Source organism: Variovorax rhizosphaerae (assembly GCF_037889975.1).
GTDB lineage: Bacteria > Pseudomonadota > Gammaproteobacteria > Burkholderiales > Burkholderiaceae_C > Variovorax > Variovorax rhizosphaerae.
This window is the reverse complement of the sequence record NZ_JBBKZT010000030.1, coordinates 1-25,121: the sequence shown is the minus strand read 5'-3', so window position 1 is coordinate 25,121 and position 25,121 is coordinate 1. Positions and strand designations below refer to the sequence as shown.

Here is a 25,121-nt window from a genome sequence, read left to right as displayed (position 1 = left end):
ATTTGCATGACCACATCCGTCGCTACCGCCACGCCTGCCGGCTCAGCCATGGCAGAAACTCACACCAACCAGTTCGCACTGCTCGGCCAGCGTCGCTTCGCGCCCTTTTTCTGGACGCAGTTCGCAGGCGCCGCGAACGACAACCTGTTCAAGTTCGCCTTCACCGTGATGGTGACCTACCAGTTGCAACTGAGCTGGATGTCGCCGGCGTTGGCCGGCCTCGTGATCGGCGCACTGTTCATCCTGCCCTTCCTGCTGTTCTCGGCCACGGCGGGGCAACTCACCGACAAGTTCGACAAGACGAAGATCATCCGCTTCGTCAAGAACTTCGAGGTCGTGATCATGCTGATCGCGGCCTGGGGCTTCATGCGGGCCGATGCCGTCGTGCTGCTGGGCTGCGTGTTCCTGATGGGCCTGCATTCCACGCTGTTCGGCCCGGTCAAGTTCGCCTTGCTGCCGCAGGTGCTGGATTCGCGCGAGCTGACCGGCGGCAACGGCATGGTGGAGATGGGGACTTTCGTGGCGATCCTGCTGGGCCAGGTCGCGGGTGGCCTGCTGGTCGCGATCCCCGGCATCGGCCACACCACGGTGGCAGTGGGCTGCGTGCTGGTGGCCTTGATCGGCCGCGGCATCGCGCAGGCCATTCCGAAGGCGCCCGCCACCGACCCGAACCTGGTCATCAACTGGAACCCGGTCAGCGAGACCTGGCGCAACCTGAAGCTGGCGCACGGCAACATCGTGGTGTTCCGCTCGCTGCTCGGCATCAGCTGGATGTGGTTCTTCGGCGCCACCTTCCTGAGCCAGTTCCCGAGTTTTGCCAAGGACGTGTTGCATGGCGACGCGCATGTGGCCTCGATACTGCTGGTGGTGTTCTCGGTGGGCATCGGCGTGGGCTCGCTGTTGTGCGAGACGCTGTCGCGCCGGCAGGTGGAGATCGGCCTGGTGCCGCTCGGCGCGATCGGCATGAGCGTGTTCGCGATCGACCTGTATTTCGCCTCGCGGTCCCTGCCGCCGGTCGCGGAGATGGGGCTGGGCGCCTTCATGCACATCCATGCGCACTGGCGCGTGCTGGCCGACCTGGGGCTGCTCTCCCTGTTTGCAGGTTTGTACAGCGTGCCGATGTACGCGCTGATCCAGTTGCGCAGCCAGGCGACGCACCGGGCCCGCATCATCGCGGCCAACAACATCATGAATGCGCTGTTCATGATCGGCAGTTCGCTCATCGCCGGCGCGCTCTTGAAGGCCGGCTTCACCGTTCCGCAGATCTTCCTGTTCACCGGCATCGCCAACGCGCTGGTCGCTGCCTACATCTTCCTGCTGGTGCCGGAGTACCTGCTGCGCTTCGTGTCGTGGGTGCTGTCGCACTTGATCTATCGCTTCAAGGTGCGCGGCCAGCAGCACATCCCCGGCGAAGGCGCCGCGGTGCTGGTTTGCAACCACGTCAGCATGGTCGATGCGGTGCTGCTGATGGCCGCCAGCCCGCGGCCGATCCGCTTCATCATGGACCACCAGATCTTCAAGGTGCCGGTGCTGGGCTGGCTGTTCAAGCTGGCCAAGGCGATCCCGATCGCGCCGCAGAAGGAAGACCCGGCAGCCTATGACCGGGCCTTCGACCAGGCAGCGCAGGTGCTGCGCGAGGGCGACCTGCTCGCCATCTTCCCGGAGGGTGCGCTCACGCGCGACGGCGAGATGGCGCCCTTCAAGGGCGGCGTGGTGAAGATCGTCGAGCGTGCGCGTTCGGAGGGCATCGAGGTGCCGGTGATCCCGATGGCGCTCAGCAATCTCTGGGGTTCCTTCTTCAGCCGTGTCGAGCAGCGCGGCGGCAAGCCCATCGCGATGGCCAAGCCGTTTCGCCGAGGGTTTTTCAGCAGCGTGGGCCTGAATGTGGGTCCCGCCATGGTGGCTGCCGAGGTGCAGCCTGACGTACTTCAGCAACGCGTCCGCGCGCTGCTCGCTACCTGATGGGTTTTCTTCGTGATCTGACCTGGGCGTTCATCGAACGGATTCCCCAATCGTATTGGCTTGCATTGACTTGGCTGGGTGACAGTGGCTTGCTGCTACCGGCAGCAGCGTCGGTCACGCTGTGGCTGTCGCTGTCACGCCGCACCTGGCCGACCGCGCGGCTGTGGGTGCTGCTGTTCGGCACGGCGGGCTTCATCGTCATGTGCTCCAAGCTCGCTTTCATGGGCTGGGGCATCGGCAGCGCGCGTTTCAACTTCACCGGTTTCAGCGGCCATACGTCGCTGTCGGGCAGTGTCTGGCCCGTGGTGTTCTGGTTGATGGCGTCGCGCCGCAGTCACCCGGTGCGGGTCGCGGCGGCGTTTGCCGGCTGGGGGCTGGCCTTCGCCATTGGCGTGTCGCGCCTGGCGCTGTTCGCGCACTCGGCCTCCGAAGTGATTGCGGGGTTGATGCTGGGCGTCGCGACCAGCGCGGCCTTCCTGCTGTTGCAGGAGGGGCGGCCGCACTCGCGCATTCCGGCAGTCCTCATCGCGCTGGGCCTGCTCTTGCCGCTGACCATGCTGTCGCCCGGCACGCCTGCACCCACGCAAGATGCGCTCGAGGTCATTGCAAAGTGGATGGCCGGTACCGATCAGGTGTACACGCGGGAGCACCTGCTGCAGGGGCGTTGAAGCGGCGTGATGTACCCGGTGCTGCTGCCCCTTTGGGCCGTCATTGCATCCCCCATGGTCCTGGCATTCTTCTTGATGGCGCGCTCCATGCGCCGCAGGTCGGTTCGCTCTGCCTGGGCCATTGCAGCGCTTGCATTGGCTTTCTCGCTTTGCGTTGCGCCAGTTCCAACGCCGATCATCACCGTGCTGGTGCCGCACGGCTTGACGCTCCTTGATCGCACGTACTACGCCAACATCCTTGACGGTCCCGCCATGTTCGCGGGGCTCTGGTGGTGGATCGCCTCTTCGCTCGCCCTGACTTTTCTTGTCTCGCTGGCGGTGGCTTGGCGGTACTTCCGGCCATCCGGCAGTGCGCGTCGCAGCCGCTTCAAACCTGGCTGAATCCAGGCGGTGGAAGCTTTGAGCATGGGTATCGAAAAGCGATACCTCTGGCGCAGAGCTGCGCCACCGGTGCAGTAATTTGCAGCTTCTGAAGTTCGTGCGGAACAACATCCGCACACCTTCACTACGCCGCGAGGCCCTCATGAATCTCCTCCCCTTGTCCAGGCTCCACAAGTCCGTCGTGACCTTGGCGGCAGCTGCCTGCGTGTCCCTTGCTGCATTGGCCGCACCGGTGCAAGCACATGCGCAGAGCGAAGCTTCCCTGGCGCTGTCGATGCTGCCGATCGCCTCAGTGGTCGGCACCGCGTCAGTGGCCAGCACGGCTGCCGCCGCGGTGGTCGCGGTGCCGGTGGCGCTGTCGGTCAGTGGCGCCGTGCTGACGGTGGTGGCTGTGGAAGCCTCGGTGGACGGCACCGTCTACCTGCTTGAGCGCGCCGCCGACGGTGCGCGTGCCAGCGTCAAGGTGACGGGCCGTGTGGTGGGCGGCGCATCGCTGGTGGTGGGCAGCACGGTTGTCGTCACGGTGATCGCCAGTGGCGTGGTGCTCTCCGCCGCGGGCGAAGTTCTGGCCTTCGTGCCCAATGCGCTGGGGCGAGCCCTGCTCTACAACGAGAGGATGAGCTGAAGTGAAGCCCACCCCTGAATGCGCCTTCGGCGCTCCTGGCGGCGGCCAGAGGCGGCTGCTCTGGCGGGCCGTCCAAGCCTTCGCAGGCAGGCTTGGAGCCGTGGCCCTCAGCTCTCGAGGGGGAGCACCCAGCGGCCCGGTAAAACCGGCTCCGCAGGTGCCCCCGAACCAGCCGCGTCTTGCGCGCTCTGTTTTCATGCGTCTCGCCAACTGGGCCGCCATCGCGGCGATCACCGTGGTCGTGGCGTTGCTGCTGTTCCCGCTGCATGCCCATGCCGGCCGGTCATGCGAATCGCGCAAGCCGACCCCCGACGTCATCACCCGGGGCATGCAACTGGCCGAGCGCACTTCCGCTGCGCTGGACGCCAGCGGGGCGCGCGCAGTGCTGTTGGCCCGGGCCGGGCAGGACCTCCAACGCCATGGCCTGCAGTACTCGCATCTCGGGCTGGCCTACAAGACGAAAGATGGCGCCTGGCGCGTGGTGCACAAGCTCAACCACTGCGGCACCGCTGTCGCGACGCTCTACCGTCAAGGCCTTGGCGAGTTCTTTCTTGACGACCTCTGGCGCCATGAAGCCGCCTGGGAGATCCCGACGCCCGCCGTGCAGGCGCAACTGCTGGCGCTGCTGCAAGGGCCGTCGGCCGACATCTTGCGACTGAACACGCCGGCCTACAGCATCGTGAGCTACGCGTGGGGGCAGAAGTACCAGCAGTCGAACCAGTGGGCCATCGAGACGCTCGCTGCGGCGATGGAGCCTGCGACCATCCGCAGCCGCGCGCAGGCGCAGGCCTGGCTGCAGTTCAAGGGCTATGAGCCGACGACCTTGCGCCTGGGCGCGCTGACGCGGCTCGGTGGCCGTTTGAGTTCGGCCAACGTGGCATTCGATGACCACCCCAACGAGAAGCGCTTCAATGACCGCATCGAGACGGTCACCGTGGATTCAGTGTTCGCCTGGCTGCCGCGGGCCGGACTTGGCTCGCAGCCGGTGCGGCTGAAGCTTTGATTCATCACAACACAACAGGAGCAGAGGGTTCATGAGCAAGTCATTGCGTTTGTCGGAAAAATGGTTTCGCCGGGGTTTGTGGCTGGTGGCGCTGGTGTTCGCGGGCTTCCTGATCGGGCTGGGCGGAACGCTTGTTGGCGACCTGCCGAATGTCGAGCGCCAACTCACCACCGAGGACTTCATCGACAAGGCTGCAGCCGAGCCGTTGCGCGCGGCGATCGAGGAGGCCGACCGTGCGGGCCAGCAATCCCGGCGAGACCTGGAACAGGCGGAACTCAAGTTGCACGCCGCAGACCAGGCCAACTCGAATGCGCGAGAGACCTTCTCCAACTGGCTGTCCACGCGGCATGCGACGCAGCAGCCGGATCAGGATGCAGAACTCATTGCGCGCACCAAGTCGCTCGATGCGCTCAAGGCCAAGGTCGATGAAGAGCAGCAAAGGGTGGATGCGCAGCGGCAGATCGCACTGAACGCGCGTCAGGCGCATGAGCAGGAGCGCCAGAAGCTTGGCATCCTGGAAGAAGACGCGCGCTCGAAGCTCCACGCCGAATACCGCCGCGTCGAACTGCGGGTGTTCGGCTATCGGCTGGCGCTCACGTTGCCCCTGCTGGTGGTGGCCGGCTGGCTGTTCGCGAAGAAGCGCAAGGGCACGTACTGGCCCTTCGTGTGGGGCTTCATCTTCTTCGCGCTGTTCGCGTTCTTCGTGGAGCTCGTGCCTTACCTGCCCAGCTACGGCGGCTATGTGCGCTACATCGTGGGCGTCGTGATCACCGTGCTGGTCGGGCGCCATGCCATCCTCGCGCTGAATCGCTATCTCGCACGGCAGAAGCTGGCCGAGGCGCAACCCGACCAGGTTCGGCGCGAAGAATTGAGCTATGACACGGCACTGGTGCGCCTCGCCAAGAACGTGTGCCCCGGCTGCGAGCGTCCCGTCGACCTGAACGATCCCAAGATCGATTTCTGCTCCCACTGTGGCATCGGCCTGTTCAACAACTGCCGCGCGTGCGAGACACGCAAGAGCGCGTTCTCGCGTTACTGCCACGCCTGTGGCACATCGGCGCAGCCGCCCGGGCCGCCATCACATCCCGTCACATCCGTGCCGGCCATCGCGTGATAGAACCTTGGTGTGCGCGCAAGACGAGACGCGCGCAACTCGAACCGGGGGCGCCAAGACCCGCGGCGCTCAACTGCTTGACCAACCATTTCCGGGAACCTACCCATGAGCATTTTCGGCAGCATCTTTTCCAAGATCTTTCCCTCCGCCAAGGCCGCGGAAGCGCCGCCGCCCGCGCCTGCTGCAGCGGCGCCCGCGCCCGGCGCACCGCCGGCACCCGCCGTGCCTGCGCCGCCGCCCGCGATCTCGCTGGGCGACGTGCCCGCGATCCTCGATGCCATGCCGGGAGCAGCCAATCTCAACTGGCGCACCTCCATCGTCGACTTGATGAAGCTTCTCGGCCTCGATAGCAGCCTGGCCGCACGCAAGGAACTCGCGGCCGAACTCAGCTACGCCGAGGACACCAGCGACAGCGCCAAGATGAACATCTGGCTGCATCGGCAGGTGATGACCAAGCTCGCGGCCAACGGCGGCACCGTGCCGGCTGAATTGCGCGATTGATCGCAGTCCACTGACGCTGCGACGTCGATGCCCGGTTCGCCTTGCGCGGCCCGGGCTTTTTTGTGTCTTGCAAAGGTGGCTAAACGCCGCGCGCTCGTTCGGCCTTGAAGCGGACACGGAAGGCGGTGAACTCTCCAGCCTCCAGCGACGCGCGGATTTCGCTCATCAGGTTCAGGTAGTAGTGCAGGTTGTGGATGGTCGTGAGCATCGGGCCGAGCATCTCGCCGCAGCGATCGAGGTGATGCAGGTAGGCGCGGCTGAAGCCCTCGCGTCCGCCATCGTTCCATGACACACCGGATGCGCCTGCGCAGGCATGGCAGGTGCAACTGGGATCGATGGGTTGCGGGTCGCTCTTGTGGCGCGCATTGCGCATCTTCAGGTCGCCGAAGCGCGTGAACAGCGTGCCGTTGCGCGCGTTGCGCGTGGGCATGACGCAGTCGAACATGTCGACGCCATCGGCCACGCCCTGCACCAGGTCTTCCGGCGTGCCGACGCCCATCAGGTAGCGCGGCTTGTTCGCGGGCAACTTGTGCGGCGTGTGGGCCATGATGTGCAGCATCTCTTCCTTGGGCTCGCCGACGCTCACGCCGCCGATGGCATAGCCGGGGAAGTCCATGTCGACCAGCTGCGCGAGCGACTCCTCGCGCAGGTTCTCGAACATGCCGCCTTGCACGATGCCGAACAGTGCATTCGGATTCTCGAGCCGCGCGAACTCGTGCTGGCAGCGTTGGGCCCAGCGCAGGCTGAGTTCCATCGAGGTGCGTGCTTCGCGCTCGGTGGTGAGGTGGCCCTTGGTTTCGTACGGCGTGCATTCGTCGAACTGCATGACGATGTCGCTGTTGAGGATGGTCTGGATCTGCATCGAGACCTCGGGCGTGAGGAAGAGCTTGTCGCCATTGACGGGCGACGCGAACTTCACGCCTTCTTCGCTGATCTTGCGCATCGCGCCGAGCGACCACACCTGGAAGCCGCCCGAGTCGGTGAGGATGGGCTTGTCCCATTTCTCGAACTGATGCAGCCCGCCGAAGCTGGCCATCACGTCGAGGCCCGGCCGCATCCACAGGTGGAAGGTGTTGCCCAGGATGATCTGCGCGCCCATCTCTTCCAGGCTGCGTGGCATCACGCCCTTGACGGTGCCGTAGGTGCCCACGGGCATGAAGATCGGCGTCTGCACCACGCCGTGGTTGAGCGTGAGCGTGGCGCGGCGCGCGTGGCTGTCGGGGTCGGTCTTCAGCAGGTCGAACTTCAGGCGCGGCAAGGTGGTGGTGTCTGTCATGGTTGTGTTCCAGGCGTGCGAGCCGGCGCGACCGCGGGCGTCGTGGATGATTGCGGCAGCGTGGCTTCGCGCGCCAACAGCATCGCGTCGCCATAGCTGAAGAAGCGATAGCGTTCGCGGATGGCATGCGCATAGAGCCCCATCACCCGTTCGTAGCCCGCGAAGGCGCTGACCAGCATCATCAGCGTGCTCTTGGGCAGGTGAAAGTTGGTGATGAGCAGGTCGACATGCGCGAAGGCAAAGCCCGGCGTGATGAAGATGCGCGTGTCGCCAGTGGCCTCGCCACTCTTCGCCCACGACTCCAGGTTGCGAACGGTCGTGGTGCCGACCGCGACCACGCGGCCGCCGCGCGCCTTGCAATCGGCAATGGCCTGTTGCGTGGACAGCGGCACTTCATAGCGCTCGGCATGCATCTCGTGCTCGGCGATGTCCTCGACTTTCACCGGCTGGAAGGTGCCGGCGCCGACATGCAACGTGACGCTCGCGCGTTGCACGCCGCATGCATCGAGTTCGGCGAGCAGGGCCTCGTCGAAGTGGAGCGCGGCGGTCGGCGCGGCCACTGCACCGGGCACGCGCGCGAACACGGTCTGGTAGCGGCTCTCGTCCTCGGACGAATCGGTGTGCGTGATGTAGGGCGGCAGCGGGACATGGCCGCAGCGGCCCATCAACGCGTACGGGTCTTCGCCCGCGTCGCTTTCGAATACGAAGTGGAACAGCGCGCCGTTGGCATCGGGCCAGCGTCCGATCAGAGTGGCGTGGAAGCCGCCAGTCATCTGCAGCACTGTGCCGATTGGCGGCTTCTTGCTGACCTTCATGTGGGCAACGACCTCGTGGCCGGTCAGCACACGCTCGACCAGCAGTTCCAGCTTGCCGCCGGTCGGCTTCTCGCCGAAGAGGCGTGCCTTGACTACGCGCGTGTCGTTGAATACCAGCAGGTCGCCCTCGCGCAACAGCGAGGGCAGGGTTTTGAAGATGCGGTCGACGGGCTCTGGCCCGGTGCCATCAAGCAGTCGCGAAGACGTGCGTTCAGAGGCGGGGTGTTGTGCCACTAAGTCGGGTGGCAGATGGAAATCGAAGTGGGAGAGGGTGAAATTGCGCATGCGCTTGAGGGCTGGACAAGCCCGTTCCAAGTGAAGGGCAGAATTGTCCCATGCCCGTCGCCGCCAAGTCCGTCACCGCTCCGTTGCCCGCTGCCGCGCCGCCGGGTTCCGGCCTGAGCGCCGTGCAGCGCGCCCTGCGCAAGCTCGGCCTCCTGCGCGACATCGACTTCGCTTTGTACCTCCCGATGCGTTACGAGGACGAGACGCGCATCGTGCGCCTGGTCGACACCCGCGAAGGCGACTTGGCGCAGGTCGAGGGCGCGGTGGTCGCGAGCGAAGTGACCTATCGACCACGCCGCCAGTTGCTGGTCACGCTCGACGATGGCAGCGAGACCTGCATCCTGCGCTTCTTCAACTTCTACCCTTCGCAGCAGAAGCAGCTCGAAGTCGGCGCGCGTGTGCGCGTGCGCGGCGAGATGAAGGGCGGCTTCCTCGGCCGGCAGATGATGCAGCCCAACGTCAAGGCTGCGGGCACCGAATTGCCGCAGGCGCTGACGCCGGTCTATTCCACCATCGCCGGACTGGCGCAGCCGGTGCTGCGGCGCGAAGTGCGTTCCGGGCTCGCGCGGGCCGTGCTGGACGAGACCGTTCCGCACCACCACCTGCCGCATCGCGCCTGGCCCCTGCGCGATGCGCTGACCTTCCTGCACTACCCGACACCCGACGTGGCCATGGCGACGCTGGAAGACCACAGCCATCCCGCCTGGCAACGGCTCAAGGCCGAGGAGCTCTTGGCGCAACAACTGTCGCAACTGCAGGCCCGGCGCGAACGTGCATCGCAGCGCGCGCCCAAGCTCGATGCCGTCCAGTCGCCCACGTCGCTGCATGCGCAATTGATGGGCGTGCTGCCCTTTGCCCTGACCGGCGCGCAGGCCCGCGTCGGCGAGGAGATTGCCAGGGACCTGACCCGCTCCGTGCCGATGCACCGCCTGCTGCAAGGCGACGTCGGCTCCGGCAAGACCGTGGTGGCCGCGCTCGCCGCCGCGCTGTGCATCGACGCCGGCCATCAATGCGCGCTGATGGCGCCCACCGAAATCCTCGCATCGCAGCACTTCGGCAAGCTGGTCGGCTGGCTCGATCCGTTGCTGCTCGAACGCGGCATGCGCGTGGCCTGGCTCACCGGCAGCCAGAAGAAGAAGGAACGCGACACCATGGCCGCCGCCGTCGAGAGCGGCGAGGCCGCGCTGGTCATCGGCACGCATGCGGTCATATCGGAGAAGGTCCGCTTCAGGAACCTCGCGCTGGCCATCATCGACGAGCAGCATCGCTTTGGCGTGGCGCAGCGACTGGCGTTGCGCGGCAAGGCAGTCGAAGGGCAGGAGCCGCATCTGCTGATGATGAGCGCCACCCCGATCCCGCGCACGCTCGCGATGAGCTACTACGCCGACCTCGATGTTTCGACGCTCGACGAGCTGCCGCCTGGCCGTACGCCCATCGTCACCAAGCTCGTGGCCGACCACCGTCGCGACGAGGTCATCGCGCGCATCCAGGCGCAGCTGGAGCAGGGCCGGCAGGTCTACTGGGTCTGCCCGCTGATCGAGGAGAGCGAGGCCGTCGACCTGCGCAATGCCACCGAGACGCGCGACGAACTCGCTGGGACGCTGGGCGAAGGCGCCAACGTGGGCCTGCTGCATTCGCGCATGCCCACGGCCGAGAAACAGGCCGTGATGGAGGCCTTCACCAAGGGCGAGATGCAGGTGCTGGTCAGCACCACGGTGATCGAGGTCGGCGTCGATGTGCCCAACGCGTCGTTGATGGTGATCGAGCATGCCGAGCGCTTCGGCCTCTCGCAGTTGCATCAATTGCGCGGCCGCGTCGGCCGTGGCGCGGCGGCATCGGCCTGTGTGCTGCTCTATGCGCCCAACGAGGGCGGCCGCGTCGGCGAGGCCGCGCGTGCGCGACTCAAGGCCATGGCGGAGACCAGCGACGGCTTCGAGATCGCCCGACGCGACCTGGAGATCCGCGGCCCGGGTGAATTCCTCGGCGCCCGCCAGTCGGGTGCCCCGCTGCTGCGCTTCGCCGATCTCACGCAGGACGCGTTGCTGCTCGACTGGGCGCGCGAACTGGCGCCCCGCATGCTCGACCAGCACCCCGAGCTGGCGCAGCGGCACGTCGATCGTTGGCTGGGCAGCAAGTCGGAGTACCTCAAGGCGTGAAATCACCCCCACCCCCAAGCGCCTGCGGCGCTCCCCCTTCGAGGGGCGCACCCAGCGGCCGGCGCAGCCGGTTCCGCTGGTGCCCGCGAACAGGCCATGCTCGCCTTGGTCTCATGCGTCGCGAGTCACGCGACAGGACTTGACCGGACGCGAGGATGCGTAACGGGTCGCGAAAGGAATACCAAGGAATTCTTTCGCTTGTTCATTCGCGTCCTCTGCGCCCGGCTGTCCGAATTCCGGCCCCCGTGCCCTGCGCATAATCGCGAGACCCATGACCCTGACAGAACTCAAGTACATCGTCGCCGTCGCGCGCGAGCGGCATTTCGGCAAGGCGGCGGAGGCCTGCTTCGTGTCGCAGCCAACCTTGTCGGTGGCGATCAAGAAGCTGGAGGACGAACTGGAGGTCAAGCTCTTCGAGCGCAGCGCTGGCGAAGTGACCGTGACGCCGCTGGGTGAGCAGATCGTGCAGCAGGCGCAGAGCGTGCTCGACCAGGCGGCCAGCATCAAGGAGATTGCCAAGCGCGGCAAGGATCCGCTGGCCGGCCCGCTGACGCTGGGCGTCATCTACACCATCGGCCCCTACCTGCTGCCCGACCTGGTCCGGCAGAACATCGCGCGCACGCCGCAGATGCCGCTGATGCTGCAGGAGAACTTCACCGCGAAGTTGTTGGAGATGCTGCGCGCCGGCGAGATCGACTGCGCCATCATGGCCGAGCCCTTTCCCGACACCGGCCTGGCCATGGCGCAGCTCTACGACGAGCCTTTCATGGCCGCGCTGCCGGCGCACCATCCGCTGGCCTCGCGCGCATCGATCACCTCGGACGAGCTCAGGAACGAGACCATGCTGCTGCTCGGCACCGGCCATTGCTTTCGCGACCATGTGCTGGAGGTGTGCCCCGAGTTCGCGCGCTTCTCGAGCAACGCCGAAGGCATCCGCAAGAGCTTCGAGGGCTCCTCGCTCGAAACCATCAAGCACATGGTGGCCGCGGGCATGGGCGTGACGCTGGTGCCGCGCCTGTCCGTGCCGGCCGATGCACTGCCCGCGAAGGGCAAGACCCGCGCCCGGGACCTCAACCCCATCGTGCGCTACTTGCCCATCGTCGATGCCCATGGTGGCGAACCGCCGACACGGCGCGTGGTGCTGGCCTGGCGACGCAGCTTCACGCGCTACGAGGCGATCGCCGCCGTGCGCAATGCGATCTATGCATGCGAGCTGCCGGGCGTGCGGCGACTGTCGTAGCGTCCTGCGCCATGACTGAGATGTCGTCACCTCCGCCGGCGCGTGGTCGCCTTTCTCTCTACCTGGACCTGATCCGCTGGGACCGCCCCGCAGGCTGGCTGCTGCTGCTCTGGCCGACGCTGGGCGCGCTGTGGTTCGCAGCGGATGGCTGGCCGGGCTGGCACCTGCTCATCGTGTTCGTGCTTGGCACCATCCTCATGCGCAGCGCGGGTTGTTGCGTCAACGACGTGGCGGACCGCGACTTCGACCGGCATGTGAAGCGCACCGCGCGGCGCCCGGTGACCAGCGGCGCGATCTCGGTCAAGCAGGCGCTGATTTTCGGCGCGCTGCTTGCGTTGGCGGCGTTCGCGCTGGTGCTCACGACCAACCGCATCACCGTGCTCTGGTCCTTCGGCGCGCTGGCGATCACGCTGATATACCCATTCGCCAAGCGCTTCGTGTCGATTCCGCAGGCGGTGCTGGGCATTGCCTTCAGCTTCGGCATTCCGATGTCCTTCGCGGCTGTGCAGGGCAGCGTGCCGGCGCTGGCTTGGTGGCTGCTCGCGGGCAACCTGTTCTGGGTACTGGCCTACGACACCGAATACGCGATGGTCGACCGCGACGATGACCTGAAGATCGGCATGAAGACCTCGGCCATCACCTTCGGCCGCTTCGACGTGACGGCGGTCATGATCAGCTATGCGGTGTTCATCGCGATCTGGGGGTGGATCGGCTACAGCCATCAACTCGGCGTCGCCTTCTTCCTTGCGATCGCCGTGGCTGCGGGGCAAGCCCTCTGGCACTGGCGACTGATTCACACCCGCACACGGGAAGGTTGCTTCAAGGCCTTCCGCCTGAACCATTGGCTGGGCTTCTCGGTGTTCGCCGGCATCGCAGTCGGCTACGCATTGCGCTGAAAAGGGCGCGAATTCCGACGCCGGGCGGAGAGCCCGGGCGCATCCGGCGAATTACTTGCCGAACTCCTCGCCCAGCTCCCGCGCCCGCGCCTGCGCTGCGCGCATGGCGTCCTTGAACTTCTCCTTGACCTGCGCCCCTTCCATCGAGGTGATCGCGGCGTAGGTGGTGCCGCCCTTCGAAGTCACCCGTTGGCGCAGCACCGACGGCGGCTCGCTCGACCCGCTCGCCAGTGCGGAAGCGCCGCTGAACGTGCCGACCGCCAGCGTGTGCGCCTGCGCCGGCGTCAGGCCCATGTCGATGCCGGCCTCCGTCATCGCCTCGATGAAATAGAACACATAGGCCGGCCCGGAGCCAGACATCGCCGTCACCGCATCCAGGTCCGACTCTGCGTCGACCCACAGCAACTGGCCGGTGGGTGCCAGCACCTGCTCCACCGTCGCGCGCGCATCGCCTGCGACCGCATCTCGGGCGTAGAGGGCGGTCACGCCCTGGCCGATGAGCGCCGGCGTGTTGGGCATGGCGCGGACGATGCGCTCGCTGCCCAGCCAGCGCGCGATGCTCTGCGAGGGAATGCCAGCCGCGACGCTTAGGTGGAGCGCGCCCGCGGCATGCGCGCGCACAGGTTGCGCGGCTTCGGCGAACATCTGTGGCTTCACGGCCCACACCAGCAATTCGCAGCGTGCCAGCGCCGCGCCTGCCTGGGCCATCGCCGCGATCCCGTAGTCACGCGCCAACCGCTCGCGCGCTTCCTCGAAAGGCTCGACCACCTCGAACGCCGAGGCCGGCACGCCTTGGCGGATCAAGCCGCCGAGGATCGCGCTGGCCATGTTGCCGCCGCCGATGAAGCCGATGGGCGGCAGAGCGGTGTTGGAGGTGGGGGTGGATTGGAGGGTCATGGTCGGTCAATGAACTCGAATGCGGCGAACTGCGTGATCTGCAGCGGATTGAAATTGTCGTCGCTGATCACGACCAGCAGGGGATGGCCATTGGGCAGCGTGGGCCCCCAGCACATGCCTTCGGTGTTGTCGAGGCGCGAAAGACCCAGGGTCGAGAAATCGGCCACCAGCGTCTTGGCCACCGGCCGGTGATTGCCCGGCGCCAGCGCTTCAATGGCGAGCACGTCGGTGGCGCCCCGCGTATCGATCTCATAGAGTCGCAGCGAGTTGCCCGTGCCCGCCGCCCAGGCGCGTTCCAGCACCAGCATCCGGTGGGCATCCAGCATCAGGATCTCGCTCACGCCGTTCTCGGCATGCGTTCCCGGCACCAGCGGCCGTACCGGGACGGCATCGTTCAGGTAGGCAAGCTGGCGCAGCACCCGGCCGCTGTCCACGTCGAGCGCCGTGAAGCGGCAGGGGCCGCCCGGCGAAGCCAGGGTCGGTATCGCGCCGTCCTGGATCAGGGGGCCTTCCATCGCGAGCCAGGCCGTGCGGTGGTCCGGCGTCAGCGCCAGCCCTTCGAAGGCGAGGTTGTCGCGCGCGCCGCGCCGGCCGTCGTTGCCGGGCTCGAACATCGTGGGCAGCGCGAACTGGCGGAGCAGGCTGCCGTCGCGCCGGCTCTCGTAGAGCGCGGGGCCGAAGCCGCGTGCCTCGTCGCCCTCCGACGCCCAGAGCAGCGTGCCGGTGTCGGGCCGCAGGCGCAATGCTTCGGGATCGGACACCGGCACGCCGCTGCGGGCGTTGCGGCGGTTCGGCCAGGTTGATCCGTCAGCCTGTAACAGGGTGGTGATTCTGTAAATCACGGGCGCGGAGGCAATGTCGACCGCCCAACTCGCACTGTAGTATCGAATGGGATCCAGATTTGATCGATCATCCGACAGAAGCAGGTACTCACCTCGTACTGGATCGAAGTCGATCCCGGAGAGTCCGCCGATGGTGGTGCCGTCGAAGCGTTGCCAATGCGCGAGCCGGGCTTCGGCCCGCAATCTCAGGCGCGGGGCGAGCGTTCCTGCCGGTGCCTGGGTGGCTTGGATGGCGTCGGCTTTGCACCCGGCCAGCGCTCCCGCCAGCGCCGCGGCCCCGCCCAGCAGGCGCCGGCGCGTGAGCAAGGGAAGATCTGGATGCGACGGCACGCCCGCAAGTTTAGGGGTTCTCAAAACTCTCGATGCAGGTGAGTTGACAGCCCAATCAGGCCATGGCACAATCATGGGCTTCGCTTGAAAAGGCGAGGCTTTCCGCCCATACGGATGCATCTCAAGTGGTTTGAGGTGCGGACGACGGGCCCAAGACTGACTGGCGCTGAACCATCCTGGTGAAGCAACGGTACAAGTTGGGAACTACGAACAATGATCCAAACTGAATCCCGGCTCGAAGTGGCCGACAACACGGGCGCGAAATCCGTCCTGTGTATCAAGGTGCTTGGCGGCTCGAAGCGTCGCTACGCCAGCGTTGGCGATGTCATCAAGGTCAGCATCAAAGAAGCTGCACCCCGTGGCCGCGTCAAGAAGGGCGAAATCTACAGCGCCGTGGTGGTTCGCACCGCCAAGGGCATCCGTCGCGCCGACGGTTCGCTCGTCAAGTTCGACGGCAATGCCGCCGTGCTGCTCAACGCCAAGCTGGAGCCGATCGGCACCCGCATCTTCGGACCGGTGACCCGCGAACTGCGCACCGAGAAGTTCATGAAGATCGTCTCGCTGGCTCCCGAAGTTCTCTAAAGGATCAACGCCATGAACAAGATTTGCACAGGCGACCAGGTCATCGTGTTGGCCGGTCGTGACAAGGGCAAGCGCGGCGTCGTGTCGTCGCGCAAGGACGACTCGCATCTGCTCGTCGACGGCATCAACATCGTCAAGAAGCACGCCAAGCCGAACCCCATGAAGGGTACGACCGGTGGCATCGTTGAGAAGACCATGCCGATTCATCAATCCAACGTGGCGATCTTCAATGCCGCGACCGGCAAGGCCGATCGCGTGGGCATCAAGGTCACGGACGGCAAGCGCGTGCGCGTTTACAAGTCCAGCGGCGAAGAAATCAAGATCGCCTGAGGAGTAATCACATGGCACGTCTCCAACAACACTATCGCGAAAAGGTCGCCAAGGATCTGACGGAAAAGTTCGGCTACAAGTCGCCGATGCAAGTTCCTCGCCTGACCAAGATCACCCTGAACATGGGTGTGGGCGAAGCTGTCGCCGACAAGAAGGTTCTGGACAACGCCGTCGGCGACCTGACCAAGATCGCTGGCCAGAAGCCCGTCGTCACCAAGTCGAAGAAGGCCATCGCCGGCTTCAAGATCCGTGAACAACAGCCCATCGGCTGCATGGTCACGCTGCGTGGCGTCCAGATGTATGAATTCCTGGACCGTTTCGTGACCGTGGCCCTGCCGCGCGTCCGTGACTTCCGTGGTATCTCCGGTCGCGCTTTCGACGGCCGTGGCAACTACAACATCGGCGTCAAGGAACAGATCATTTTCCCCGAGATCGAGTACGACAAGGTTGATGCCCTGCGCGGTCTGAATATCAGCATCACGACGACGGCCAAGACCGACGAAGAAGCCAAGGCGCTTCTCGCTGGCTTCCGTTTCCCGTTCAAGAACTGAGGCGACCATGGCTAAAGCATCCCTGATCCAGCGCGAACTCAAGCGCGACAACCTGGTCGCCAAGTACGCTGCAAAGCACGCCGAACTGAAGGCGATCGCGAACGACTTCAAGAAGAGCGACGAAGAACGCGCCGCTGCACGCCTCGGCCTGCAAAAGCTGCCGCGCAACGCGAACCCCACGCGCCAGCGCAACCGTTGCGAAATCACCGGTCGTCCCCGTGGCACCTTCCGCCAATTCGGTCTGGCCCGCGCCAAGATCCGCGAACTGGCATTCAACGGCGACATCCCCGGTGTCACCAAGGCCAGCTGGTAAGCCAGGCAGGAGCAAACAACATGAGCATGAGTGATCCCATTGCCGACCTGCTGACGCGTATCCGTAACGCGCAGATGGTGGCGAAGCCCACCGTGTCGGTCCCGTCTTCCAAGGTGAAGGTCGCGATCGCACAAGTCCTGAAGGACGAAGGCTACATCGACGGTTTCCAGGTCAAGACCGAAGCCGGCAAGAACGAGCTTGAAATCTCGTTGAAGTACTACGCTGGCCGCCCGGTCATCGAGCGTATCGAGCGCGTGAGCCGCCCCGGCCTGCGCGTCTACAAGGCCAGCGCTGCGATCCCGCAAGTGCAGAACGGCCTTGGCGTCGCCATCGTGACCACGCCCCAAGGCGTGATGACGGACCGCAAGGCCCGCGCCAACGGTGTTGGTGGCGAAGTCCTGTGCTACGTCGCCTGATCGAGGAGCTGAACAAATGTCCCGAGTAGGTAAAGCACCGGTCGTCATCCCCGCAGGCGTGGATGTGTCGATCAAGGATGACCAGATCAATGTGAAGGGCACGGGCGGCACGCTCGCACTGACCCGCAACGCATTGGTCAACGTCACCAACGCAGAAGGCAAGCTGAGCTTCGTGCCCGCCAACGATTCGCGTGAAGCGAATGCGATGAGCGGCACGCTGCGCCAGCTGGTCAACAACATGGTTGTCGGCGTCACCAAGGGCTTCGAGAAGAAGCTGAACCTGGTCGGCGTGGGCTACAAGGCCGCTGCCCAGGGCGCCAAGCTGAACCTCCAGGTCGGCTACTCGCACCCGGTGAACATCGACATGCCGCAAGGCATCACGGTCGCCACCCCGACGCCGACGGAAATCCTGATCAAGGGTGCCGATCGTCAACGCGTTGGCCAGATCGCCGCCGAGATCCGCGCTGTTCGTCCGCCCGAGCCCTACAAGGGCAAGGGGATCCGATATTCGGACGAGAAGATCGTGATCAAAGAGACCAAGAAGAAGTAAGGGGCAGCAAAATGATGTTGACCAAAAAAGCACAACGTCTGCGCCGCTCGCGCCAGACCCGCATCCGGATCGCAACCCAAGGCGTCGCACGCCTGACCGTGAACCGGACCAACCTGCACATCTACGCCACCGTCATCTCCGGCGACGGCGCCAAGGTGCTCGCCTCTGCGTCGACGGCCGAAGCCGAAGTCCGCAGTTCGCTCGGCGCGTCGGGCAAGGGTGGCAATGCCGCCGCCGCCACGCTGATCGGCAAGCGCATCGCTGAAAAGGCGAAGGCTGCCGGCGTCGAGAAGGTCGCTTTCGACCGCGCAGGTTTTGCATACCATGGCCGCGTCAAGGCGCTGGCTGATGCGGCTCGCGAAGCCGGTCTGCAGTTCTAAGGAATTACAAAATGGCAAAGATTCAAGCAAGAACGCAGAACGAAGGACCCGAGGACGGTCTGCGCGAGAAGATGATCGCGATCAACCGCGTCACCAAGGTGGTGAAGGGTGGTCGTATCCTCGGTTTCGCAGCACTGACCGTGGTCGGTGACGGCGACGGCAAGGTCGGCATGGGCAAGGGCAAGTCGAAGGAAGTGCCTGCTGCCGTGCAGAAGGCGATGGAAGAAGCCCGTCGCAACCTGTTCAAGATCTCGATCAAGAACGGCACGCTGCACCACGCGGTGACCGGTCACCACGGTGCCTCGTCGGTCGTGATGTACCCGGCCCCCAAGGGTACCGGCATCATCGCCGGCGGCCCGATGCGCGCTGTCTTCGAAGTCCTGGGCATCACCGACATCGTGGCCAAGAGCCATGGTTCGTCGAACCCCTACAACATGGTCCGCGCCACTCTGGACGGCCTGAAGAACTCGACCACCGCTTCGGCAGTCGCTGCAAAGCGCGGCCTGACGGTCGAAGAGCTGTTCGCCTAAGGAGCTCATGATGACGCAACAACAAACCGTCAAGGTGCAGCTGGTGAAGAGCCCGATCGGCACCAAGCAGGCTCACCGCGACACCGTGCGCGGCCTCGGCCTGCGCAAGCTCAACTCCGTGTCGGAGTTGCAGGACACGCCCGCAGTGCGCGGCATGATCAACAAGATCAGTTATCTGGTCAAGGTTCTGTAAGAGAGACTGATATGGAACTCAATGGCATCAAGCCGGCAGACGGCGCGAAGCACTACAAGCGTCGCGTCGGCCGCGGTATCGGCTCCGGCATCGGCAAGACCGCAGGTCGCGGTCACAAGGGCCAGAAGTCGCGCGCAGGTGGTTTCCACAAGGTGGGCTTCGAAGGCGGTCAAATGCCTTTGCAGCGTCGCCTGCCGAAGCGTGGCTTCAAGTCGCAAACGCTCAAGTACAACGCCGAAGTCACGTTGACTGCTCTGGAAGCCCTCGGCCTGGCCGAAGTCGACCTGCTGGCACTGAAGCAAGCGGGCCTCGTCGGCCAGATCGCCAAGGTCGTCAAGATCATCAAGACGGGCGAACTCACCAAGGCCGTCAAGCTGACCGGCATCGGTGCAACGGCGGGTGCCAAGGCTGCGATCGAAGCAGCCGGCGGCAGTGTCGCTTAATACGGCATTGGAAAGTAGGCTGTAGTGGCAACCAACGCGGCAACGCTCGCAAAGACTGGCAAGTTCGGTGACCTGCGTCGCCGGCTCGTGTTTTTGCTGCTCGCACTTGTGGTCTATCGGATCGGCGCGCACATTCCTGTTCCGGGCATCAACCCGGACCAGTTGGCGGCGTTGTTCCAGGGCCAGCAAGGCGGCATCCTGAGCCTGTTCAACATGTTCTCGGGCGGGGCGCTGTCGCGCTTCACCGTGTTCGCGCTGGGCATCATGCCGTACATCTCCGCGTCGATCATCATGCAATTGATGACCTACGTGTTGCCGACCTTCGAGCAGATGAAGAAGGAAGGCGAGGCAGGCCGCCGCAAGATCACGCAGTACACGCGCTATGGTGCGTTGGGCCTGGCGCTGTTCCAGTCGTTCAGCATTGCCACGGCGCTCGAATCGTCCGCTGGCCTGGTGGTCAATCCGGGCTTCGGCTTCCGCATCACGGCAACGGTCAGCCTCACGGCTGGCTCGATGTTCCTGATGTGGCTCGGCGAACAGATCACTGAACGTGGCCTGGGCAACGGCATTTCGATCCTGATCTTCGCGGGTATCGCGGCCGGCTTGCCGGGTGCGATCGGTGGCCTGGCTTCGTTGGTGTCGACGGGTGCGATGAATCCGCTGGTGGCCCTGTTCATCGTGGCAGTGGTCGTGCTGGTGACCTACTTCGTGGTGTTCGTCGAACGCGGCCAGCGCAAGATCCTCGTGAACTATGCGCGGCGACAGGTTGGCAACAAGGTGTATGGCGGTCAATCGTCGCACCTGCCGCTGAAGCTGAACATGGCTGGCGTGATCCCGCCGATCTTCGCCTCGTCGATCATCCTGCTGCCTGCAACGGTGGTCGGCTGGTTCAGCACCGGTGAAGGCGGCTTCCGCTGGATCAAGGACGTGGCCAGTGCATTGCGCCCCGGTGAGCCCATCTACGTGTTGCTGTACGCAGCAGCCATCGTGTTCTTCTGCTTTTTCTACACGGCGTTGGTTTTCAACAGCCGCGAAACGGCAGACAACCTGAAGAAGAGTGGCGCGTTCATTCCGGGTATCCGCCCGGGTGACCAGACTGCTCGCTATATCGACAAGATCCTGGTCCGCCTGACGCTGGCTGGCGCGGTGTATATCACCTTCGTCTGCCTGCTGCCCGAGTTCCTGATCCTCAAGTACAACGTGCCGTTCTATTTCGGCGGCACGTCGCTCTTGATCATCGTTGTGGTGACCATGGACTTCATGGCCCAGGTGCAGAACTACTTGATGTCCCAGCAGTATGAATCGCTGCTGAAGAAGGCCAACTTCAAGACGTCGTAAGCCAGGTTAACGAAAAGTTTTAGGAGAATTCAAATGAGAGTTTCGGCTTCGGTCAAGACCATCTGCCGCAATTGCAAGATCATCCGCCGCAAGGGTGTGGTGCGTGTGATCTGTACCGACCCGCGCCATAAGCAGCGCCAGGGTTGATTAGAGAAACACAAGAGGACGCACATGGCACGTATTGCTGGCATCAACATTCCGCCGCACAAGCACGCTGAAATCGGCCTGACGGCCATCTTCGGCATCGGTCGCACGCGCGCTCGCAAGATCTGCGAAGCAACCGGCATCGACTACTCCAAGAAGATCAAGGATCTGACGGACAGCGATCTCGAAAAGATCCGCGACCAGATCGCTCTCTTCACGATCGAAGGTGACCTGCGTCGCGAGACGACGATGAACATCAAGCGTTTGATGGACATCGGCTGCTATCGCGGCTTCCGTCATCGCCGTGGCCTGCCGATGCGCGGCCAGCGCACGCGCACCAACGCCCGTACTCGCAAGGGTCCGCGCAAGGCTGCGCAGTCCCTGAAGAAATAAGGATAGAACAGCATGGCTAAAGCACCTGCAAACAACGCTGCACAGCGCGTCCGCAAGAAGGTTCGCAAGAACGTTGCCGACGGTATCGCCCACGTGCACGCGTCGTTCAACAACACCATCATCACGATCACCGATCGCCAGGGCAACGCCCTGTCGTGGGCTTCGTCGGGTGGCCAAGGCTTCAAGGGCTCGCGCAAGTCGACGCCTTTCGCAGCCCAGGTCGCTTCGGAAGTCGCTGGCCGCGCTGCGGTCGAGCAAGGTATCAAGAACCTCGACGTCGAGATCAAGGGCCCCGGTCCTGGTCGTGAATCGTCGGTGCGCGCCCTGGCCGCACTGGGCATTCGCATCAACTCGATCGCCGACGTGACGCCCGTGCCGCACAACGGCTGCCGTCCGCAAAAGCGTCGTCGCATCTAAGCGCTGACGCCCGGCGCAGCCCGCTTCACGGCGGCTGCGCATTTTGTTTTTTCAACAAGCCCACCGCCGTTGGCACGCCGCTGACGGCTCCCGCAGGAAACCACTGCGGCAGATGACACAAAGGAAGATCACGTGGCACGCTACCTCGGCCCCAAGGCCAAACTTTCCCGCCGTGAAGGCACCGACCTGTTCCTGAAGAGCGCACGTCGTTCGATCCAGGACAAGTCGAAGTTCGACTCGAAGCCCGGCCAGCACGGTCGCACCTCGGGTCAGCGCACTTCCGACTTCGGCCTGCAACTGCGCGAAAAGCAGAAGGTCAAGCGCATGTACGGCGTGCTGGAAAAGCAATTCCGCCGCTACTTCGAAGAAGCCGACCGTCGACGTGGCAACACCGGCGCCAACTTGCTGTTCATTCTCGAATCGCGCCTGGACAACGTCGTCTATCGCATGGGCTTCGGCTCGACCCGCGCTGAAGCACGTCAGCTCGTGTCGCACAAGGCGATCACGGTGAACGGCCAGTCGGTCAACATCCCGTCGTACCTGGTCAAGACCGGCGACGTGATCGCTGTCCGCGACAAGTCGAAGAAGCAGACGCGTATCGCCGAAGCACTGCAACTGGCCCAGCAAGTCGGCATGCCGGCATGGGTCGAAGTGAACGCCGACAAGGGCGAAGGCACGTTCAAGAAGGTGCCGGATCGCGACGAATTCGCAGCCGACATCAACGAATCGCTGATCGTCGAACTGTATTCGCGTTAAGCCCCCGCCCGCACCGTGTGGTGCGGGTTGCTGTTTTTTAGTTATCCCGTTCTCGGCGTGCCCCGCACAGTGCGCCGGGCGCTTCACCAGCCTTACCGGTGTAACGAACCGGGGGTATTGAGAGGAAGTCCTGCATGCAAACCACCCTGCTGAAACCCAAGACCATCCAGGTCGAGCAACTGGCGCCGAACAAGGCCAAGGTCACGCTCGAGCCTTTCGAGCGCGGCTACGGCCACACGCTCGGCAACGCGCTGCGTCGCGTTCTGCTCTCGTCGATGGTTGGCTATTCGGCAACCGAAGTCACCATCGCTGGCGTTCTGCACGAGTACTCGTCGATCGACGGCGTGCAGGAAGATGTCGTCAACATCCTCCTGAACCTCAAGGGCGTGGTGTTCAAGCTCCACAACCGCGATGAAGTCACGCTGAGCCTGCGCAAGGACGGCGAAGGCCCGGTGCTGGCCTCCGACATCCAGACGCCGCACGACGTCGAGATCATCAACCCCGATCACGTGATCGCGCACCTGTCGCAAGGCGGCAAGCTCGACATGCAGATCAAGGTTGAAAAGGGTCGCGGCTATGTGCCCGGCACGATGCGCCGTTATGCGGACGAGCCGACCAAGTCGATTGGCCGCATCGTCCTCGACGCGTCGTTCTCGCCGGTCAAGCGCGTGAGCTACACGGTCGAAAGCGCCCGCGTGGAACAACGTACCGACCTGGACAAGCTGCTGGTCGAGATCGAAACCAACGGTGCGATCACCGCCGAAGACGCAGTCCGCGCCTCGGCCAAGATCTTGGTTGAACAGCTCGCCGTGTTCGCGCAGCTCGAGGGCGGCGAACTGGCTGCATTCGATGCACCGGCACCGCGCAGCGCACAGCAATTCGATCCGATCCTGCTGCGCCCTGTCGACGAACTCGAACTGACGGTGCGTTCGGCCAACTGCCTGAAGGCCGAGAACATCTACTACATCGGTGACCTGATCCAGCGCACCGAGAACGAGCTGCTCAAGACCCCGAACCTGGGTCGCAAGTCGCTCAACGAAATCAAGGAAGTGCTCGCCTCTCGCGGCCTCACCTTGGGCATGAAGCTCGAAAGCTGGCCGCCGGCCGGCCTCGACAAGCGCTGATTCAGCGCTGAACCGCAAAGGGCAGTACCTGACACGGCTGCCTTTATTACAAACCTCGAAAAAGGAAATCAAAAATGCGTCACGGTCACGGCCTCCGCAAACTCAACCGCACCAGCTCGCACCGCCTCGCGATGCTGCAGAACATGATGAACTCGCTCATCGAGCACGAGGCCATCAAGACCACGGTCCCCAAGGCCAAGGAACTGCGTCGCGTCATCGAACCGATGATCACGCTGGCCAAGAAGCCGACGGTCGCCAACAAGCGCCTCGCATTCGACCGCCTGCGCGACCGCGACAGCGTGGTGAAGCTGTTCAACAACCTGGGCCCGCGCTTCGCGACGCGTCCGGGCGGCTACACCCGCATCCTGAAGATGGGCTTCCGCGTGGGCGACAACGCTCCGATGGCGCTCGTCGAACTGGTCGATCGCCCCGAAGTGAAAGAAGCTGCTGAAGATCAGGCAGCCGGCGAATAAATAGTATATAATTCCATCTTGCCGCGCGATGGAGCAGCCTGGTAGCTCGTTGGGCTCATAACCCAAAGGTCGCAAGTTCAAATCTTGCTCGCGCAACCAATTTAAAAGCCCCTGATTTTCGAATCAGGGGCTTTTTTCTTTCCTGATTAGGTAGCAAATTCAGCTGTCATGGCCGTGCGCATACTGACCTCACGAGCCGGTAACTGGACGGCGCACGAGGCCAGCAACGCTGGCATGAGTTGGGTGAGGTCGAAGCGCCGATTGAAGCGGTACTGAAACTCGGCGAGGTAACGCGTGGCGTAGTGATCGGTCTTGAAGCCACGGAAGGTAGTGTTCATCCACATCTTCAGGTTGCCCAGCAAAGTATTGATCGCTTTGAAGCGAGCGTGTTGGACGTTCGCCTTGGCGGTACCTGTGTTGTGGATGATGGGCTCGTGACTGCACGCGGCCGACTTCACGCCCACGAAGCCCGACAGCCCGTCGCTGACGACGTGCGTCGAGGTCCACAACGCCTTTACTGCCCAGCGCGCTACCGTGGGGACTCTCCAGTCTGGCAAGACGTCCAGCCGGGCGTAAATGGCTTGGCCGTCAGGTGTCGTCTGGACGGCCGCGATAAGCGGCGCCTTGTTCTCCGAGCCGCGGCCGCGCTTGCCGCCAGTACGTTCGCCGCCGATGAAAGCATCGTCAATCTGGACGAGGTCGCCAAGCCGTCGGTCGCGCTCTTGCTCGAACATCACCAGCATGAGCTTGTGCTTGACCAGCCAAGCGGTGCGATAGCATCCCTCGCTGGAACTGGACTCGATTCATCGGCATACGCACCTCCGTGTGCAATGCCTTGATCGTCCAGCATCACAGGCTCACTGCGTGAGCCCGGCTGAACTTGCTACCTAATCAGGTTTTCTTTTGGGGTTCGGTGGGGCTCATTGCGCCTCAAAAGCGAAAGCGGGCGCCGAACGCAGAGAACGCAAAGGCTCCGCGGAAGTCGCAAAAGAATTCAAAGAAAGATTTGGGGTTCCTTTCGCGACTTTCGCGGAGCCTTTGCGTCCTCTGCGTACGGCTGTCCGAATTTCTTCAGCCTTCGCGAACTCCCCCCGCGTCAGAATAGTTGTCGGTGCGCCGGGAGACCGGCAAGGAGTAGGTGGTGCAAGTCCACTGCGATGAAGGAATAGCGAACCACATCGGCCCCGAGCCGTGCGC

Annotated in this window: 32 protein-coding genes and 1 tRNA gene; 28 read left to right on the top strand and 5 right to left on the bottom strand. The window is 64.1% G+C overall.

Annotated elements, in window-relative coordinates:
* Window positions 1–6 precede the first annotated feature (6 nt).
* The 7 genes from WKW82_RS35715 (at window position 7) to WKW82_RS35685 (ending at window position 6,254) form a co-directional block, all read left to right on the top strand.
* A complete protein-coding gene (locus tag WKW82_RS35715; RefSeq protein WP_340347874.1) occupies window positions 7–1,962 on the top strand; it encodes an MFS transporter in 1,956 nt (651 codons plus the stop codon).
* Window positions 1,962–2,630, top strand: coding sequence for a phosphatase PAP2 family protein (locus WKW82_RS35710; RefSeq protein WP_340347873.1), 669 nt, complete (start codon window positions 1,962–1,964; stop codon window positions 2,628–2,630). The genes WKW82_RS35715 and WKW82_RS35710 overlap by 1 nt, the downstream gene beginning before the upstream one ends.
* A gap of 54 nt (window positions 2,631–2,684) precedes the next feature.
* Window positions 2,685–3,011: a hypothetical protein gene (locus tag WKW82_RS35705; RefSeq protein WP_340347872.1), complete on the top strand. Its 327-nt coding sequence runs from the start codon at window positions 2,685–2,687 to the stop codon at window positions 3,009–3,011.
* Window positions 3,012–3,153: 142 nt separating this feature from the next.
* Window positions 3,154–3,636 carry a hypothetical protein gene (locus WKW82_RS35700; RefSeq protein WP_340347871.1) on the top strand — a complete coding sequence of 161 codons (483 nt, stop codon included), beginning with the start codon at window positions 3,154–3,156 and terminating at the stop codon, window positions 3,634–3,636.
* 196 nt (window positions 3,637–3,832) lie between these two features.
* Window positions 3,833–4,639, top strand: a complete 807-nt coding sequence (locus WKW82_RS35695; protein WP_340347870.1) for a DUF2145 domain-containing protein — start codon at window positions 3,833–3,835, stop codon at window positions 4,637–4,639.
* A gap of 31 nt (window positions 4,640–4,670) precedes the next feature.
* A complete protein-coding gene (locus WKW82_RS35690; RefSeq protein ID WP_340347869.1) occupies window positions 4,671–5,753 on the top strand; it encodes a serine endopeptidase in 1,083 nt (360 codons plus the stop codon).
* Window positions 5,754–5,858: 105 nt separating this feature from the next.
* On the top strand, window positions 5,859–6,254 hold the full coding sequence (locus WKW82_RS35685) for a DUF3597 domain-containing protein (protein ID WP_340347867.1): 396 nt from the start codon (window positions 5,859–5,861) through the stop codon (window positions 6,252–6,254).
* Between the two features lie 79 nt (window positions 6,255–6,333).
* On the opposite strand, the gene tgt is transcribed toward WKW82_RS35685, so the two are convergent.
* Window positions 6,334–7,530, bottom strand: a complete 1,197-nt coding sequence (tgt, locus tag WKW82_RS35680; protein ID WP_340347865.1) for a tRNA guanosine(34) transglycosylase Tgt — start codon at window positions 7,528–7,530, stop codon at window positions 6,334–6,336.
* A complete protein-coding gene (queA, locus tag WKW82_RS35675; RefSeq protein ID WP_340347864.1) occupies window positions 7,527–8,630 on the bottom strand; it encodes a tRNA preQ1(34) S-adenosylmethionine ribosyltransferase-isomerase QueA in 1,104 nt (367 codons plus the stop codon). Before queA ends, tgt begins: the two co-directional genes overlap by 4 nt.
* A 50-nt stretch (window positions 8,631–8,680) precedes the next feature.
* Between queA and recG the strand changes: the two genes are divergently transcribed.
* The 3 genes from recG (at window position 8,681) to ubiA (ending at window position 12,922) form a co-directional block, all read left to right on the top strand.
* Window positions 8,681–10,786 (top strand): ATP-dependent DNA helicase RecG, encoded by a 2,106-nt coding sequence (gene recG, locus WKW82_RS35670; protein WP_340347863.1) that lies wholly within the window; start codon window positions 8,681–8,683, stop codon window positions 10,784–10,786.
* Between the two features lie 271 nt (window positions 10,787–11,057).
* Window positions 11,058–12,026 (top strand): LysR substrate-binding domain-containing protein, encoded by a 969-nt coding sequence (locus WKW82_RS35665; RefSeq protein WP_340347862.1) that lies wholly within the window; start codon window positions 11,058–11,060, stop codon window positions 12,024–12,026.
* A gap of 20 nt (window positions 12,027–12,046) precedes the next feature.
* Window positions 12,047–12,922: a 4-hydroxybenzoate octaprenyltransferase gene (gene ubiA / locus WKW82_RS35660; RefSeq protein WP_340347860.1), complete on the top strand. Its 876-nt coding sequence runs from the start codon at window positions 12,047–12,049 to the stop codon at window positions 12,920–12,922.
* A 51-nt stretch (window positions 12,923–12,973) separates the two neighbouring features.
* Here ubiA and proC read toward each other — a convergent pair whose 3' ends face one another.
* Together proC and WKW82_RS35650 are read right to left on the bottom strand one after the other, a co-directional pair.
* Window positions 12,974–13,819, bottom strand: a complete 846-nt coding sequence (gene proC / locus WKW82_RS35655; RefSeq protein ID WP_340347859.1) for a pyrroline-5-carboxylate reductase — start codon at window positions 13,817–13,819, stop codon at window positions 12,974–12,976.
* Entirely contained in the window at window positions 13,816–14,967 is a 1,152-nt protein-coding gene (locus WKW82_RS35650) for an esterase-like activity of phytase family protein (RefSeq protein WP_340347858.1), read from the bottom strand. The genes proC and WKW82_RS35650 overlap by 4 nt, the downstream gene beginning before the upstream one ends.
* 237 nt (window positions 14,968–15,204) lie before the next feature.
* On the opposite strand from WKW82_RS35650, the gene rplN reads away from it, so the two are divergent.
* From rplN to WKW82_RS35560, 18 genes are all read left to right on the top strand, one after another.
* Window positions 15,205–15,573 (top strand): 50S ribosomal protein L14, encoded by a 369-nt coding sequence (gene rplN, locus WKW82_RS35645; RefSeq protein ID WP_009124801.1) that lies wholly within the window; start codon window positions 15,205–15,207, stop codon window positions 15,571–15,573.
* A gap of 12 nt (window positions 15,574–15,585) precedes the next feature.
* Window positions 15,586–15,903 (top strand): 50S ribosomal protein L24, encoded by a 318-nt coding sequence (rplX, locus tag WKW82_RS35640; protein ID WP_340347856.1) that lies wholly within the window; start codon window positions 15,586–15,588, stop codon window positions 15,901–15,903.
* Window positions 15,904–15,914: 11 nt separating this feature from the next.
* Window positions 15,915–16,454 (top strand): 50S ribosomal protein L5, encoded by a 540-nt coding sequence (gene rplE / locus WKW82_RS35635; RefSeq protein WP_340347855.1) that lies wholly within the window; start codon window positions 15,915–15,917, stop codon window positions 16,452–16,454.
* A 7-nt stretch (window positions 16,455–16,461) separates the two neighbouring features.
* Window positions 16,462–16,767 (top strand): 30S ribosomal protein S14, encoded by a 306-nt coding sequence (gene rpsN, locus WKW82_RS35630; RefSeq protein WP_213958260.1) that lies wholly within the window; start codon window positions 16,462–16,464, stop codon window positions 16,765–16,767.
* 20 nt (window positions 16,768–16,787) lie between these two features.
* Window positions 16,788–17,183: a 30S ribosomal protein S8 gene (gene rpsH / locus WKW82_RS35625; RefSeq protein WP_213958259.1), complete on the top strand. Its 396-nt coding sequence runs from the start codon at window positions 16,788–16,790 to the stop codon at window positions 17,181–17,183.
* A 16-nt stretch (window positions 17,184–17,199) separates the two neighbouring features.
* Window positions 17,200–17,733 carry a 50S ribosomal protein L6 gene (rplF, locus tag WKW82_RS35620; protein WP_213958258.1) on the top strand — a complete coding sequence of 178 codons (534 nt, stop codon included), beginning with the start codon at window positions 17,200–17,202 and terminating at the stop codon, window positions 17,731–17,733.
* 14 nt (window positions 17,734–17,747) lie between these two features.
* Entirely contained in the window at window positions 17,748–18,113 is a 366-nt protein-coding gene (rplR, locus tag WKW82_RS35615; RefSeq protein WP_213958300.1) for a 50S ribosomal protein L18, read from the top strand.
* An 11-nt stretch (window positions 18,114–18,124) separates the two neighbouring features.
* A complete protein-coding gene (rpsE, locus tag WKW82_RS35610; protein ID WP_340347853.1) occupies window positions 18,125–18,643 on the top strand; it encodes a 30S ribosomal protein S5 in 519 nt (172 codons plus the stop codon).
* Window positions 18,644–18,653: 10 nt separating this feature from the next.
* Entirely contained in the window at window positions 18,654–18,836 is a 183-nt protein-coding gene (rpmD, locus tag WKW82_RS35605; RefSeq protein ID WP_213958257.1) for a 50S ribosomal protein L30, read from the top strand.
* Between the two features lie 11 nt (window positions 18,837–18,847).
* Window positions 18,848–19,279: a 50S ribosomal protein L15 gene (gene rplO, locus WKW82_RS35600; RefSeq protein ID WP_213958256.1), complete on the top strand. Its 432-nt coding sequence runs from the start codon at window positions 18,848–18,850 to the stop codon at window positions 19,277–19,279.
* A gap of 24 nt (window positions 19,280–19,303) precedes the next feature.
* Complete coding sequence (gene secY / locus WKW82_RS35595; RefSeq protein WP_340347852.1) at window positions 19,304–20,617, top strand: preprotein translocase subunit SecY; 1,314 nt, start codon at window positions 19,304–19,306, stop codon at window positions 20,615–20,617.
* Between the two features lie 33 nt (window positions 20,618–20,650).
* Window positions 20,651–20,764 (top strand): 50S ribosomal protein L36, encoded by a 114-nt coding sequence (rpmJ, locus tag WKW82_RS35590; RefSeq protein ID WP_038201958.1) that lies wholly within the window; start codon window positions 20,651–20,653, stop codon window positions 20,762–20,764.
* A 24-nt stretch (window positions 20,765–20,788) separates the two neighbouring features.
* Window positions 20,789–21,154 carry a 30S ribosomal protein S13 gene (gene rpsM / locus WKW82_RS35585; protein ID WP_340335070.1) on the top strand — a complete coding sequence of 122 codons (366 nt, stop codon included), beginning with the start codon at window positions 20,789–20,791 and terminating at the stop codon, window positions 21,152–21,154.
* A 12-nt stretch (window positions 21,155–21,166) separates the two neighbouring features.
* Complete coding sequence (rpsK, locus tag WKW82_RS35580; protein ID WP_009124825.1) at window positions 21,167–21,571, top strand: 30S ribosomal protein S11; 405 nt, start codon at window positions 21,167–21,169, stop codon at window positions 21,569–21,571.
* 132 nt (window positions 21,572–21,703) lie between these two features.
* Window positions 21,704–22,327 (top strand): 30S ribosomal protein S4, encoded by a 624-nt coding sequence (rpsD, locus tag WKW82_RS35575; RefSeq protein ID WP_340335069.1) that lies wholly within the window; start codon window positions 21,704–21,706, stop codon window positions 22,325–22,327.
* 134 nt (window positions 22,328–22,461) lie between these two features.
* Complete coding sequence (locus tag WKW82_RS35570) at window positions 22,462–23,451, top strand: DNA-directed RNA polymerase subunit alpha (RefSeq protein WP_093059385.1); 990 nt, start codon at window positions 22,462–22,464, stop codon at window positions 23,449–23,451.
* Window positions 23,452–23,525: 74 nt separating this feature from the next.
* Window positions 23,526–23,924, top strand: coding sequence for a 50S ribosomal protein L17 (gene rplQ, locus WKW82_RS35565; RefSeq protein WP_340347851.1), 399 nt, complete (start codon window positions 23,526–23,528; stop codon window positions 23,922–23,924).
* Between the two features lie 22 nt (window positions 23,925–23,946).
* Window positions 23,947–24,023: transfer RNA gene (locus WKW82_RS35560), tRNA-Met, on the top strand.
* 47 nt (window positions 24,024–24,070) lie between these two features.
* Here WKW82_RS35560 and WKW82_RS35555 read toward each other — a convergent pair.
* Window positions 24,071–24,727, bottom strand: coding sequence for an IS1595 family transposase (locus WKW82_RS35555; protein ID WP_340347927.1), 657 nt, complete (start codon window positions 24,725–24,727; stop codon window positions 24,071–24,073).
* Window positions 24,728–25,121: the final 394 nt, after the last annotated feature.

Excerpts from the sequence above, each read along its gene's own strand:
- rplO (WP_213958256.1), top strand. The coding sequence starts at position 18,848 with ATGGAACTCAATGGCATCAAGCCGGCAGACGGCGCGAAGCACTACAAG.
- queA (WP_340347864.1), bottom strand. The coding sequence starts at position 8,630 with ATGCGCAATTTCACCCTCTCCCACTTCGATTTCCATCTGCCACCCGAC.
- WKW82_RS35690 (WP_340347869.1), top strand. The coding sequence starts at position 4,671 with ATGAGCAAGTCATTGCGTTTGTCGGAAAAATGGTTTCGCCGGGGTTTG.
- rpsE (WP_340347853.1), top strand. The coding sequence starts at position 18,125 with ATGGCAAAGATTCAAGCAAGAACGCAGAACGAAGGACCCGAGGACGGT.
- WKW82_RS35570 (WP_093059385.1), top strand. The coding sequence starts at position 22,462 with ATGCAAACCACCCTGCTGAAACCCAAGACCATCCAGGTCGAGCAACTG.
- WKW82_RS35700 (WP_340347871.1), top strand. The coding sequence starts at position 3,154 with ATGAATCTCCTCCCCTTGTCCAGGCTCCACAAGTCCGTCGTGACCTTG.
- rplN (WP_009124801.1), top strand. The coding sequence starts at position 15,205 with ATGATCCAAACTGAATCCCGGCTCGAAGTGGCCGACAACACGGGCGCG.
- ubiA (WP_340347860.1), top strand. The coding sequence starts at position 12,047 with ATGTCGTCACCTCCGCCGGCGCGTGGTCGCCTTTCTCTCTACCTGGAC.
- WKW82_RS35695 (WP_340347870.1), top strand. The coding sequence starts at position 3,833 with ATGCGTCTCGCCAACTGGGCCGCCATCGCGGCGATCACCGTGGTCGTG.
- rpmD (WP_213958257.1), top strand. The coding sequence starts at position 18,654 with ATGACGCAACAACAAACCGTCAAGGTGCAGCTGGTGAAGAGCCCGATC.
- WKW82_RS35710 (WP_340347873.1), top strand. The coding sequence starts at position 1,962 with ATGGGTTTTCTTCGTGATCTGACCTGGGCGTTCATCGAACGGATTCCC.
- rpmJ (WP_038201958.1), top strand. The coding sequence starts at position 20,651 with ATGAGAGTTTCGGCTTCGGTCAAGACCATCTGCCGCAATTGCAAGATC.
- tgt (WP_340347865.1), bottom strand. The coding sequence starts at position 7,530 with ATGACAGACACCACCACCTTGCCGCGCCTGAAGTTCGACCTGCTGAAG.
- rplQ (WP_340347851.1), top strand. The coding sequence starts at position 23,526 with ATGCGTCACGGTCACGGCCTCCGCAAACTCAACCGCACCAGCTCGCAC.
- recG (WP_340347863.1), top strand. The coding sequence starts at position 8,681 with ATGCCCGTCGCCGCCAAGTCCGTCACCGCTCCGTTGCCCGCTGCCGCG.
- WKW82_RS35705 (WP_340347872.1), top strand. The coding sequence starts at position 2,685 with ATGGTCCTGGCATTCTTCTTGATGGCGCGCTCCATGCGCCGCAGGTCG.
- rplX (WP_340347856.1), top strand. The coding sequence starts at position 15,586 with ATGAACAAGATTTGCACAGGCGACCAGGTCATCGTGTTGGCCGGTCGT.
- rplR (WP_213958300.1), top strand. The coding sequence starts at position 17,748 with ATGTTGACCAAAAAAGCACAACGTCTGCGCCGCTCGCGCCAGACCCGC.
- rpsK (WP_009124825.1), top strand. The coding sequence starts at position 21,167 with ATGGCTAAAGCACCTGCAAACAACGCTGCACAGCGCGTCCGCAAGAAG.
- WKW82_RS35715 (WP_340347874.1), top strand. The coding sequence starts at position 7 with ATGACCACATCCGTCGCTACCGCCACGCCTGCCGGCTCAGCCATGGCA.
- rpsM (WP_340335070.1), top strand. The coding sequence starts at position 20,789 with ATGGCACGTATTGCTGGCATCAACATTCCGCCGCACAAGCACGCTGAA.
- WKW82_RS35665 (WP_340347862.1), top strand. The coding sequence starts at position 11,058 with ATGACCCTGACAGAACTCAAGTACATCGTCGCCGTCGCGCGCGAGCGG.
- rpsH (WP_213958259.1), top strand. The coding sequence starts at position 16,788 with ATGAGCATGAGTGATCCCATTGCCGACCTGCTGACGCGTATCCGTAAC.
- WKW82_RS35685 (WP_340347867.1), top strand. The coding sequence starts at position 5,859 with ATGAGCATTTTCGGCAGCATCTTTTCCAAGATCTTTCCCTCCGCCAAG.
- rplF (WP_213958258.1), top strand. The coding sequence starts at position 17,200 with ATGTCCCGAGTAGGTAAAGCACCGGTCGTCATCCCCGCAGGCGTGGAT.
- rpsN (WP_213958260.1), top strand. The coding sequence starts at position 16,462 with ATGGCTAAAGCATCCCTGATCCAGCGCGAACTCAAGCGCGACAACCTG.
- rplE (WP_340347855.1), top strand. The coding sequence starts at position 15,915 with ATGGCACGTCTCCAACAACACTATCGCGAAAAGGTCGCCAAGGATCTG.
- proC (WP_340347859.1), bottom strand. The coding sequence starts at position 13,819 with ATGACCCTCCAATCCACCCCCACCTCCAACACCGCTCTGCCGCCCATC.